This window comes from Methylobacterium sp. Leaf99 (assembly GCF_001422375.1).
Classification (GTDB): domain Bacteria; phylum Pseudomonadota; class Alphaproteobacteria; order Rhizobiales; family Beijerinckiaceae; genus Methylobacterium.
Map to the genome: position 1 here is coordinate 279488 of NZ_LMMU01000007.1, position 11767 is coordinate 291254.

At 63.3% G+C, this 11767-nt stretch carries 9 protein-coding genes and 1 tRNA gene; 2 read left to right on the forward strand and 8 right to left on the reverse strand.

Annotated elements, in window-relative coordinates; genetic code table 11:
• The first annotated feature begins 24 nt into the window (after nt 1-24).
• Nucleotides 25-1554 carry an efflux transporter outer membrane subunit gene (locus ASF28_RS12350; RefSeq protein WP_056092729.1) on the forward strand — a complete coding sequence of 510 codons (1530 nt, stop codon included), beginning with the start codon at nt 25-27 and terminating at the stop codon, nt 1552-1554.
• Between the two features lie 192 nt (nt 1555-1746).
• A tRNA-Arg gene (locus ASF28_RS12355) sits at nt 1747-1823 on the forward strand.
• A gap of 6 nt (nt 1824-1829) precedes the next feature.
• Here ASF28_RS12355 and ASF28_RS12360 read toward each other — a convergent pair.
• From ASF28_RS12360 to ASF28_RS22540, 8 genes are all read right to left on the reverse strand, one after another.
• A complete protein-coding gene (locus ASF28_RS12360) occupies nt 1830-2264 on the reverse strand; it encodes a hypothetical protein (protein ID WP_056092732.1) in 435 nt (144 codons plus the stop codon).
• Between the two features lie 1404 nt (nt 2265-3668).
• Nucleotides 3669-4754 carry a S49 family peptidase gene (locus ASF28_RS12365; protein ID WP_162239998.1) on the reverse strand — a complete coding sequence of 362 codons (1086 nt, stop codon included), beginning with the start codon at nt 4752-4754 and terminating at the stop codon, nt 3669-3671.
• A gap of 58 nt (nt 4755-4812) precedes the next feature.
• Complete coding sequence (locus tag ASF28_RS12370) at nt 4813-5565, reverse strand: hypothetical protein (protein ID WP_056092737.1); 753 nt, start codon at nt 5563-5565, stop codon at nt 4813-4815.
• Nucleotides 5562-5798, reverse strand: coding sequence for a hypothetical protein (locus tag ASF28_RS22535; protein ID WP_157085571.1), 237 nt, complete (start codon nt 5796-5798; stop codon nt 5562-5564). The genes ASF28_RS12370 and ASF28_RS22535 overlap by 4 nt, the downstream gene beginning before the upstream one ends.
• A 262-nt stretch (nt 5799-6060) precedes the next feature.
• Nucleotides 6061-6375: a hypothetical protein gene (locus ASF28_RS21815; RefSeq protein WP_157085572.1), complete on the reverse strand. Its 315-nt coding sequence runs from the start codon at nt 6373-6375 to the stop codon at nt 6061-6063.
• A 160-nt stretch (nt 6376-6535) separates the two neighbouring features.
• Nucleotides 6536-7213, reverse strand: coding sequence for a DUF4145 domain-containing protein (locus ASF28_RS21820; protein ID WP_162239999.1), 678 nt, complete (start codon nt 7211-7213; stop codon nt 6536-6538).
• A 284-nt stretch (nt 7214-7497) separates the two neighbouring features.
• On the reverse strand, nt 7498-10743 hold the full coding sequence (locus ASF28_RS12375) for a bifunctional DNA primase/polymerase (protein ID WP_056092741.1): 3246 nt from the start codon (nt 10741-10743) through the stop codon (nt 7498-7500).
• An 18-nt stretch (nt 10744-10761) separates the two neighbouring features.
• Complete coding sequence (locus ASF28_RS22540) at nt 10762-11235, reverse strand: hypothetical protein (RefSeq protein ID WP_157085573.1); 474 nt, start codon at nt 11233-11235, stop codon at nt 10762-10764.
• Nucleotides 11236-11767: the final 532 nt, after the last annotated feature.

The following is an 11767-nucleotide window of genomic DNA, read 5'->3' on the forward strand; positions in this document are numbered from 1 at the left end:
CGACGCACCACGAACGGACCCGGGATGGCGCTCCTGCGCACGGCCTGCGCCGCCGCCCTCGTCTCCGGTTTGGCAGCGGGCCTCGCCGGCTGCATGGTCGGCCCCGATTTCGTGCCGCCCGCCGATCCGCCGGTGAGCCGCTATACCCGCGCGCCCCTGACCAACCCGACGGCCACCGACAAGGTGACGACCCGGCAGGGCGGCTCGGCCGACCAGAACTTCATCGCCGGCGCCGACGTGCCGGGCCAGTGGTGGACGCTGTTCCACTCCAAGGCGCTCAACCGCCTCGTGGAGGAGGCGCTCGCCAACAACCCCAACCTCGACGCCGCCCAGGCGGCCCTGCGCATCGCCCAGCAGAACGTCGAGGCCCAGCGCGGCACCCTGTTCCCGCAGGTGGGTTTCAACGGCCTCGGTTCGCGCCAGAAGGTGCCGGGAGGCGAGCTCCAGAGCCCGCTCAACGACCAACGCCAGCTGTTCTACAGCCTCTACACCCCGCAGGTGACGGTCTCGTTCACCCCCGACGTGTTCGGCGGCAACCGGCGCCAGATCGAATCGCTGGAAGCCCAGGCCGAGAACCAGCGCTTCCAGCTCGAGGCCGCCTACCTGTCGCTCACCGCCAACGTGGTGCTGGCGGCGATCCAGGAAGCGTCGCTCCGCGCCCAGATCGACGCGACGAAGCGGGTGATCCAGGCCCAGACCGAGGTGTTGACCCTCTACAACAAGCAGCTTTCCCTCGGGCAGATCGCCGGGGCCGACGTGGTGGTGCAGCAGGCCGCGCTCTCGGTGTCGATGCAGTTGCTGCCGCCGCTCGAAAAGCAGCTCGCGATCCAGCGCAACCTGCTCACCGCCCTCGTCGGGCGGTTCCCGAGCGAGGAGGTCACCCAGACCTTCACCCTCGCGTCGCTCCGCCTGCCGACCCGGCTCCCCGTGAGCCTGCCGTCGCACCTCGTGCAGCAGCGCCCCGACGTGAAGGCGGCGGAAGCCAACGTGCAGCAGGCGAGCGCGCTGGTGGGGGTCGCCGTCGCCAACCGCCTGCCGCAGTTCAACATCACGGCCAACGGCGGATCGAGCGCCGTGCGGATCGCGCAGCTCGCGAGTTCGGCGGCGAGCTTCTATGGCATCGTCGGCACCGTGGCCCAGCCGATCTTCGACGCCGGCACCCTGTTCCGGCGCCAGCGCGCGGCGGAGGAGACCCTCGACCAGGCCCAGGCCCAGTACCGCGCCGTGGTCATCGGCGCCTTCCAGAACGTCGCCGACGCCCTGCGGGCGCTGCAATCCGACGCTCAGGCCGTGGCCGCGGCGGCTGCCGCCGAGAAGGCGACGAGCCAGAGCCTCGACCTCATCCGCAAGCAGTATTCGGCCGGCGCCATCAACAGCACGCAGGTGCTCATCGCCCAGCAATCCTACCTGTCGGCCATCGTGACCTCGGCGGGCGCGCGCGCCAACCAGTACGCCGACACGGCGGCCCTGTTCCAGGCGCTCGGCGGCGGCTGGTGGAACCGCAACGACGTCCGGCCCCCGCGCCGCGAGAAGGACCCGGCCCCCTTCCTCTAGGCCCTGTCGTCCAAACCCCCTCGAACGGCGTGATATCCCTCCGGTCCCTCCAGCGCCGGGTGCCTTCGTGCGCGCCCGCCGGCGATGGGCCGGGCCGATGGCGAGGGCTTTCCCGAGCGTCCCCTCCGCACGCATCCGCGCGCAAACCCGTTGCGCCCCGGCGCGGCTTGGGCTAGGAAATCGGCACGGTCAGCACCCGTAGCTCAGCTGGATAGAGCGTTGCCCTCCGAAGGCAAAGGTCACACGTTCGAATCGTGTCGGGTGCGCCAACATTTTCAATGACTTAGCTGAAAAATAGTTGGTCGCGGATTTGTCCGGGTAGCACCCGGGTAGCACGCGAACTGAAAGCCGTATCTAACAGCGGTCATTTCGACCGATACCGCGCCACGACCGCGGAAGACGCCCTTCCCAATATTCCACGCGGACTGAGCGGCCCCCTTCAGGGCGCCTACGAGCGCGCCGATGATCGCGAGCGAAGCATCCGCAACTCCCGCGGCGACGAGCTTCAGGAGATTGTGCAGGGCGCGAGCGCCGAGCGCCAGGGCGCCGAAGACCGCGCCACGGCCGCCGACGGAGCCGAGCAGCATGAGACCGACGAGGGCCGTGCGAAGCAGCATGATCAAGGCGACGGCGACGGCGACCTGAGCCGCCGCGAAGCCGCGGATCGCCGCCGATCCTTTGTAGCGAAGGCGGTCCGCGGGGCCACCCAAAAGTACGCATCGGCCAAGCCTAGGGTCAAAACTCAATCAGCTTGACCCCGCAAAGGGCTTCAAAGGGTGGCAAACGGACCTCAGCCCTTCGGCCAGAAGCCGACATTCCGCCTTCAAGCGAACATTGCGGTTGCGAACGCCAATTTTGCTGGTTGGCGGAACAGCTAACAGGGTACGTAGACAGGACCGCCGTAACACGACTTCGATCGGCTAGAATCAAGGGAGGATGCGTTGTCGCGATCCGGGTTCCGACCACCCGTATTCGTCGTCGAGCAACCGGATACGACAAAAGCGAGGATCAAGGTCGCGATAAGATTTTTTCGCATCGTTTTCTCCCTATTTCTGGCGAGTATTGCGCGGAAAAGGATGGAGGTCTGCTGCGTACAAAGCACATACACGAGCTTTGTCGAGTGGGCCGATGGCTTCAGGCGTTAGGGCTGCTCCAGCCAAGCGCCCGAAAGCGGAATGTCCTGACTTCAAGGAAGGGTCGGAGGCAGAACGTCCGTTTCAGGGCGAAGGGTCATGGTCCGCTCCCCACCTAACCCGGCCATAAAGCAGACGGACGGGTCCCGACCCAGAACGGACGCTGCGATGACTTACGCCGTGCCAGATTGCCAATTATGCTAACGGACGGGCACGTTAGGGTTCCCGCCGAACATCAGCTTGATCCGCGATCATTCGCACGAAGCTCAGCACCTTTTTCCGGTCCTGCTCATGCCTAATCATGAGCCAAGCCTGTAGTAGCTCGCTCGTCTGGTCGATCTTAGGGGAACTGGGGTTCGAAAATGCATCTAACGAGCAGCCCAGAAGTTGAGCAATTTTGAGCGTTAGATGAGTTGAACGATCGGTACCGTCTCTGATTTCATCAGCGCTAGCCATGAGAATTTCCTTATGCGCGATACCGCACATAACGCGAATTATGGATACAGGTCAAAATTTGATGCTTGGGCCAGTAATGTGCTTAAGTACTCTGAAGGTTGCCACTAATTGTATGGTTTCATACATAAGCAAGAAGACACTCAGAGATATATATGCAATGGATGAAGATGAGAATTTTGTGAAGGTGGTTGATATTTGTATTGATGCTTTCAGAGTAGTATCCGAAAACGGAACCCCTGAAATGAAGGTTCTTGCTCGAGCTCTATTGTTTGAGGTGGGAAAAGAGGCCGTCAAACGTGTCGTCAAGGATCAGCCGAGCACGCGCATAGGCAAGCTCACGAAGCTATAACGGCCTTATAGACTGATCATGAGAGTGGCCGCTTTCTACCCGACCCGGACGTAGGTCATCCTCACCAAGCTGCCGCGTAGCGGACCTTCCAAGGGGCTGCGAAGGGTCGGAAGCGGACTCTCCGAGGCTCACGCTGACTAGATTTTGACCTTAAGACGGGACGCCGATAGGCCGCGCTACCGCTCGCCCCGCGCCAGCCGTACCGCGGCAATGATCGAGCGAGCCGCGAGCACGCCGCGAAACGCTTCAACCGACATACCCGAGCGAATCGCTTCGTCTCGATCAGCTTCCGCCCCGGCAGGCGTGAGGGCTGAAATTCCGCGCGCTCGAGTCCGTTCGGCGACGACGGCCGCGGACGGCGGCGGGGCGAGCGGCTTCACGGGAGCCAACCGCACCGGCACACTCGAAGCAATCGGACGCGCGACCGGAGGGGGGCGAGAAATTACTTTGCCCGCCGCGAGCGCGGCGAGGGTTCCTTCGAAGGTGCCGATCGTGTCGGCCATTCCGGCATCGACGGCGGCTCTTCCGATCAGCACGTCGCCTTGACCGAAGGCCGCGAGCACGCGGTCGACGGTCACTCCCCGGTTCTCGGCGACGGTTTCGATGAAGACCTGAGCGAGGGTGTCGACGCGCGCCTGAACGCGGGCGCGGCCGTCGTCGCTCTGAAGGTCCGTGACCTTGTAGGGGGACTGCGACGAGACGAAATCATAACGGCGCACGCCCGACCGCTCGTCGCGGGCGCTCGTGTCGGCGTAGCTCGCGCGCACGCCGATCGAGCCGAGGGCGGCCGAGGTTCCGACGACGATCGAGTCGGCCGCCGAGGCAAGCCAATAGGCCGCCGAGGCGCCAAGGTCGCCGACATAGGCGACGATCGGCTTGCCCTGACCGCGAAGGCTCTTCACGGCCGCCGCAAGCTCGCCGATGCCGGCCGCCTCGCCGCCGGGGGAGTCGATGTTGAGCAGGATCGCCCGCACGCCGCCGTTGTCGACGGCCGCCTGAAGGTCCCGGCGCAGCACGTCATAGCTCGTGGCGCCGAAAAACTCGGTCATGAAGTTCGCGCGCTTAAAGAGCGGGCCTTCGGCCGAGATGATCGCCACGCCGTCGCGCACGCTCGCGCGCTCGGCACGCGCCAGAGCTTGCGAGCGGTACGCTTCGAGGGCGACCGGCGACGGCTCGCGCGAAACGATCTCGAAGAGCTTCGCAAGAGCGTCTTTCTCCATCGCCCACGCCGATGCGAGGCTTACAGTCAGGGCAAGGCTCATATCGGCGCTCGGGCGGGAGGATGCATTTACGAAGCTCGACAAATGTCGAGGGCGGGCGTCAGACCGGCATGCGCGGCGGCGGCACCCAAGGCTCCGACGCCCGGTAGTACGGGGCATCGCCATAGAGCAGGCCGGGGAGGTACTTGATCGCGTCGAGAAGGGAGTCCGCAGACTCGACGCGCCGGGGCTCGACGGTCACGCCATCGCGAGCCGCGACGGGCTTACCCCCAACCCAACGGATCGAGCCGCGCGGCGCATCCTCCGGCGAACCAACGATTTGCCCTCCGCTCTCTCCGGGCCACGTCACACGCCAACGCTGAGGCCCGTCGCGGAACGCGGTGGCGTTCGAGATTTTGACGCTCTCGCCGAGCTTGCGGCCTCGCTCACGAAGGCTGTCTTCGTTAGCACGGTGTTTCGCCATCCGATCGAGGATGGCGGCGAGCCGCTGGGCGGCTTCGGGATACTCGGCCTGAAGCGAGGCCGTCATAGCAACGGCTTCACGCTCGGCGCTCGCCACATCGGCGCGGAATTGCTCCCGCTCTTCGACCTTGATCCGCTCCGCGTGCGCGGCTTCGAGGGCGGCAATCGCATGAGCCGCAAGTTCGGCAGTGAGCCCATCCGCGGCCGCCTCGTCGTCTACGGCCTTCAAGGCAACGGCATCCTGCGCATCGAGCGCGGCGGCCCGCTTCATGACAGCGGAGGCCATACGCGCCTTAGCGGCCGTCAACTCGGCCCCCCGAGCAGAAAGCTCGGCGGCGATGTTGGCGGCGGTACGGGGCCGGCGCCCGAGCAGCTTATCAAGGAGGCTCACGACTGCACCCCCGCAGTCTGAGAGGCCGACGCCTTGGCGATTTCGGCCTGAGCATCCGCGATCCGCTCTCGTACTTCGACGATATCGGCGAACATAAGGAACTGACGACCGCTGAGGGCGCGCTTGACGCTCTCCAACTCAACGGCCGCCCATCCAAGGCGATGCCCAGCATGGGGCCGGTGCCGATGACGCCCCGCGGCGTCGGTCAAGGTGGAATTGGCATTGAGGGACATGGGAAAATTCCGACATCGGCTCAGGGCCGACGACGAGAGGTTCGCCCGTCAGAGGTTCGGTATGGAGGGCCTTTTGGTCGCCATTCAACACGTAGAGACGGACTGCCCGAGGGCGGCCCGCTGAGTTCACTCAGGTAGAGACAGACTGTGGCGCAACTCGCCGGACGGGTCAGGGGCAATCCCGTACCCCTGAAATAAAAAACGGGGCGGGGGTGAAGCCAACTCCCCCGCCCCGTTCTCTTCAGCCTAGCGTCGAGCGCCGCTAGGCCGGAACCGAAAAATTGCGGTGATCCCGATAGGCGATCTCGGCCGCAAGCCGCACGGCCGCGGGCATATCCAGGCCGATGCGCTCAGCGATCGGACGAAGTTCGGCGACGAGTTCGGGAGGTAGAGCGCGCTCGGTCGGAATCGGAACGAACTCAAATCCGAGAAAGCCGAGGACAGCTTCACAAGACGTAAGCGTGGGAACGTTTCTATGACGCCAAGCCTTCAGCGTCGGGCGGTTCACGCCCGAACCGGCTTCCACGGCGTCATAGGTTTTGTTCTGGCGCCTCATCTCAGTGAAAATCAGCTTCACGTGAGGGCCGGCACGCTCGGGGACCGTGACGGTAGAGGGCCGTCGAGGGCGCGGCTGAGGGTGGCGGCGAGAGTGCTTCTGAATAGCGGGCATGGGGCGATCATGAAGATCGCCGTCACGGGAGGGAGAGTGTTTCGGTAGCCCCGAGCCGAGCTTGCTACTACGAGTCTCGTTTCTGAATTGCTTTTAGAGCTCCTGGCGGAAGCGCGCCGAACATGTCTTTAAGCTGGCGTGGCTCGGTGATCATTGATTCTACGATCATATTCACAAGTTTAAATAGCTTATATGCAGTATCATAGTCATCCTTTAAGTCCATCTTACCGGGATGGACGGCATTATTACCAGTAACACGCACAATATCTAATGCCTGCTGAACCGATGTTTTCAGACCTTTTGCAACAAGACTTTGAATATCGTCATTTATATTGCCGCCATTCTCTCCAAGGTGCGGCATCAATTTCTGCACTGCGAGTCTTAAAAGAGCCGCTGCGCCTCGTGGAGATTGCTGTACAATAGCGGCGGCCTCGATAAATTCGCCTCGTACGTCATCAGGCATATCAGCAGCGGGATCGACATCTATACTTGTTGTTGGATATATCACGATATCTCTGCACCAAACGGTAATATCACCGCAGGCGTAGCAGATAGACATATATAGATTTTCAACTTTTACTTCTGCAAAGCTGCCGCCCTGATGGCGCCATCTAAATGGCTTACCCTTTGATGCGAGTTCTGCAAAGCGAGCAAGACGTTTCTGTTCTGCGGTGTCGCGATCAGATGAAGCATCGGAAATAAGCCTCAACATTTCACTGCTTGCTACAGATGGCTTCTTTCCCACCGTATATGCGTCAGCGAATACGCGAAACCAACTCTGATGGGCTAGAGCCCGGCAATGAGGGCAATTGAATGAATCTGCACCTAGCGTTGGGGGGATTTTGCTCATGCGGGTAAAGACACTTTCACGGCGCGATAGTGAATTTGTATCTCTTCTTCCTGTTGCGGGAGTCAAAAATCAACATGATTGGAGCGGTATCTGCGAACCTTTCGGGATCGCGCGTTACCCGTAAGGGGTGTGCCCCCGGAAGGACCCAAGCGCATATCGGAGCTTTTCAGGTCGGCGAACTATGTTTCATTCGCATGTCTGTTTGCGGCCTCCGCGCAGATGGCGAGCAAGCCGGCGAACTGATCGAGGCTCACCGCCACTCCGCGCCCAATGCGCTCGAAGGCACACGGCGCCCATGCTTCGCCCTCGACGAGAGTGATTGAAGCGACAGGGCCAAGCCGTTCGGCGAGCCATCGTTGCACCCCGCGGAGCGTCTGAGGCCCGTTTGGCAGCACGATCGCGGTCGTAGGCGCGAAACGTCCCTCGCGCTTGAGCTCGATCCGCCTGACGTTGGCCCTAACGTCTAATTGAGAGTCCTTATTAGACGTTAGGGCCAACGTCGCGCCCTCCGAGAGGGCTCTTGCGATCTTCCGGCTCGGTGCAAGCTCGGGAAATGCCGCCTCGATATCAGCGGCGCTCGTGAGGACGATGCCTTCAACGGCCATCTCAGCCCAAGCCCCGACGCGCGCGGCCTCCCATCTGTCGACGTGATCCACCTGAAGCGGAAGCGGCACGTCTGAGATTACGTCGAGGAAGAAACCCTCGGCGGCTGTGCGACGAAGCGGGCGAAGTCGACCGATCGCCTGGATCATCTGCCCCTCACACGCCTGCCACCGCAACGCCTCGACAATTGGGTCGGGGTGCCGGCAGTGCTGAACCGGGAACGCCGACCCATCCCTGAGCCGAATGGCGCCCGGCCCACGGGGATACCACCGTCGTTCACCCGGATCGGTCGCTTTGATCTCAATGGGGACACCCGTGAGTGACCCGGCATCGGATTCCATCGCGAGAAGGGGAGGCATGGCCTGACCGATCACGATCATGCCCGCAATTCGCTCCATGTCGTTCCGACCGGACAGGGCGTTGAAGTGCCCGGTCAGAACGTTCGGCGGTAGGCCCATCTCGATAAGGCGCTTTTCCGCCGCGGCCTGAGCGACGACAGCGATCTTCCGGGGATAGGCGAGCGCAGCGCGCAGCACGATCAGCCGCCGAAGGTCGGCGAAGGTACGGACGTTGCCCTTGCCGCTCCCGGTGATCCCGAGCTTCGTCGACGAGACCGGCGCGTCAACAATCTGCCGAATGCGACGGTGCGGGCTCCACTCGGCCGCGATCGAGGCGATCTCGTCGACTTCCAGGCCAATCACCGGCTCGATCACGTTCGGCGGCGGCGCCGTTGCGTCGAGTATAAGGGTCGGCACGCGCCACGAGAGATCGACGGTTGTCAGCACACGAAGCTCGACCATCCGCGCTCCGGTCTTTTCATCGCGGGCGAGCGTCAAGCGACCGCTCGCGGGCGCGTCACCTTCGAGGAAAATCGAGACCTCGCGCCATATAGCGGCAAGGTCACGAGCAAGGCGGTTGCCGGCACCGGTATCGGCGGCCCTCCGTGCGCGTTCACGAGACTCCATGACGGGCGTGATTCCCGGATCGACAATGAGAAACTCTTCGAGCGCACGAGCTTCGTCAGCGTCTGAGGCCGTCAGCCCCACCGCGAGTAACACCGAACGGCTCACCGGGCCGTCTTCCGATGCCCGAAGCGCGCGGATAAGCGCTTCACGCCACGCCTGCAGTTTGTCGGCGCTCTCGGCCCTATCCAGCAGGCCCGCGCTCTCGATCTCGTCGAACGCGCGCGAGGTCGGCTTCTGAGGAAATGCACCCGAGATGAAGGCTTCGTCGATCACGAGGGCGTCGAGCGGCCCAAGCGCCGCCGGTTTGGCCCGGAACAGCATCGCGTGCGTCACGATCCAAACTTCAGGCGCGGCGTCTCGCTGGCGCATGTAGCCGCAAGCCGCAAAGTGCGGGCAGCGCACGAGGCGGCGAGCCTTCAGATCGCGGCTCTCGCACACGGCATCCGTGACGCTCCACGCGCCGGCTGCAAGGGCATCGTCCACGGCGCTGAGGTTGAGGCACATTTTCCCCGCCAAGTTCTCAGGATCGTCTTGAGTGCGACTTCGCCAAACGCGCGCCGCGATCCCCTCGCGAGCAAGCCTCGCCGCGAGTTGGTCGCCGAGATCGACGCGAGGCACGGCGAAGGCGATGCTCAGGCCGGAGCGAATGGAACGGGCGCCCGCGATGCTGGCGGCGTCGGTTTTGCCGATCCCTGTAGCGATCCGAGACAGCTTCCCCCGTGGGGTCGGCATGAGGAGCACGCCTCCCATCTTAAAATTCGCCAAGGCGTTGCGGTGCTCGACCGCATAGCGAGCGAAGAACTGCTCGATACCGGCGCGAGTGGCAGCTTCGGCCTCGGCAAGCGGAAGGTCGGTGCTCGGATAGGTCAGGGCGACCGCCTGAAGCTTCGGCGGCAGGGTGGCGAGACCACGTTTCACCCGATCGAGGGTCGTCCGGGCGTGAAACTCCGCGTCAGTCCGCGTCCATTCACGGCCGTTGACGATGATCCGAGCGGTCGCCTTGAAGAGCGCCCACGCGGCATCTGTGAGCGTCGCCAGAGTCGGCGACACGCCGCTCTCTGCGATCCGGCAGGCCGCTCGCCATACCGTGTTCGCAAGGTGCTGCTCACGCCCGTCGAAGACGAAGCCCTCGTCGTCGCGCACAACGGCTGCCGAACCGCCGCCGCCGGTTCTCTGCCGGCCCGCTCCGGACGCGGAAAGCGGCAGCACGGCATTTACGAGGCTCAGGAAGGCGTCGATCTGAGCGGCCGTGATCTCGGGCGCTTCGCTCGGCGCGGCCGTCAGCGGGCTTTCTGCGCCCACCCATCGATACGGGCGGCCGGTGCCAGAGTGAATGCCGAACGCGACGAACTGCGAGCCGACCGCAAGGATATCTATCCCGTTATCCGTGCCGTTCAGGGCCTTGTGGCCCTTCTTCTGGATCGATTCGGCCGCGCGATAGACAAGCAAGCGTCGCGGCGCGCGTCCCTCGCGTACGAAGGGCGTGGGTCCGAAAACCGAGTAGGCCATGCCCTCGATCTCTTCGACGAGCGCCGGATCGGTCACGTCGAGGTCAATGCCGACAAAAAGGCCGCACGGGATGCCGGTCCCCTGCGCTTGGGAATGAGTGCGCCCCCACGACCCGATGGCGTTCGACAGGCGCTTAACGGCCTCGGATGACAAACCTTCGCGACTCTCAGGCTCAAAGACGGCGAATATCTCCCACGATCTAATCGCGGGCCGCTTGCCGTCGCCCTTGCGCTTGCCGTCGTGGGGGGTAATCGGGAGCGAGGGCCAGCCATTCGACAGCATCCACCGCCGAACGGCGGTGGCGTCGAGACCGGCAACCCCCGCTCGGGGGAGGTCGTCGCCGTACATGCTTCGCTGCTCTCTGCGTCAGGCGGCGCAACGGGAACGACGACTGCTTTCGATCCGGGCGGGGTCGTTCTCCGTCCCGTACACCCGCACGGAATCGGACACGGAGGCATCGCGCAGAGCCGCGATTTCCGTCAGCGACGGCTCTTCTCGCAGCATTCGTTCGGCGATACCGATAGCAGAAACGTACGGAAGACGTTTCGGCTTGCAGCCGTGCAGGGGCACGGAAAGCCAGAAGTGTTCGTGGATACCGTTCCTGAAGGCAATAACGATGCCCCACATGTCGTCAGCGTTAGCTTCCTCTGAGGGGGTCAGCGCGTCACGCGGTTTCCAATCTCGAACGATGTAGCAACAGTCGGGGAACGCCTCGAAGATTTTCGCGTCACCACTGAGCAGCGGACGGATCAGCGACTGGATTCGCTCCTCAGGCGCGACTGCTCCATCCTCGTAAGTTACGAAAATCTCTTGCGATTCAGCGATGTTTAAGCTAGACATATCTCGCTTCCTGATGTTTTCGAAGGCCCGGCGCTGCAACGCTGGGCCTTCAGCTTTTGGGAATTACCCGATCGACCTCGGCTGACCTTCGAGGTAGCGGTTCCAATCGCTTTCCAGCACGATTGTTGAGCCCCCGATCTTGCGGGCGACGAGACGCCCCGCGGCAATGTCGCGAAATAGTTTTGCGCGACTGAAGGGTCCAAGCTTCGCAAGGACGTTGATCCGAAAAGCACCCATGGAAACCTCGTTGATAAGACCGTCTCAGACGGTCGCGGGCGGCCCCACATGAGCGCGGGCTGTCGCTCTCAGGGAGGTCGATTGAGTCGCCACTAAGCGGGTTCGAGGTCCGCGGAGGCGGTCACGGAGAAGATCGTTTCTACAAGCGCTCGAAGCGCCTTCACGACGAGCACAATGTCGGTCGGCCCGAGACAAGCGTCGTCAGTGCCCTCGATCGCGTCGGCTAGAGCAGCGGCGTGTTCAGTTTCAGACATAAGTCCCCCCTGCGGCCGCACGAGGTGCGTCCGGTTGCGCC

What these genes read in the sequence shown, in the direction of transcription:
- ASF28_RS12350 (WP_056092729.1), top strand. Translation starts at nt 25, where the DNA reads ATGGCGCTCCTGCGCACGGCCTGCGCCGCCGCCCTCGTCTCCGGTTTG.
- ASF28_RS12365 (WP_162239998.1), bottom strand. Translation starts at nt 4,754, where the DNA reads ATGAGCCTTGCCCTGACTGTAAGCCTCGCATCGGCGTGGGCGATGGAG.
- ASF28_RS22535 (WP_157085571.1), bottom strand. Translation starts at nt 5,798, where the DNA reads ATGTCCCTCAATGCCAATTCCACCTTGACCGACGCCGCGGGGCGTCAT.
- ASF28_RS12375 (WP_056092741.1), bottom strand. Translation starts at nt 10,743, where the DNA reads ATGTACGGCGACGACCTCCCCCGAGCGGGGGTTGCCGGTCTCGACGCC.
- ASF28_RS22540 (WP_157085573.1), bottom strand. Translation starts at nt 11,235, where the DNA reads ATGTCTAGCTTAAACATCGCTGAATCGCAAGAGATTTTCGTAACTTAC.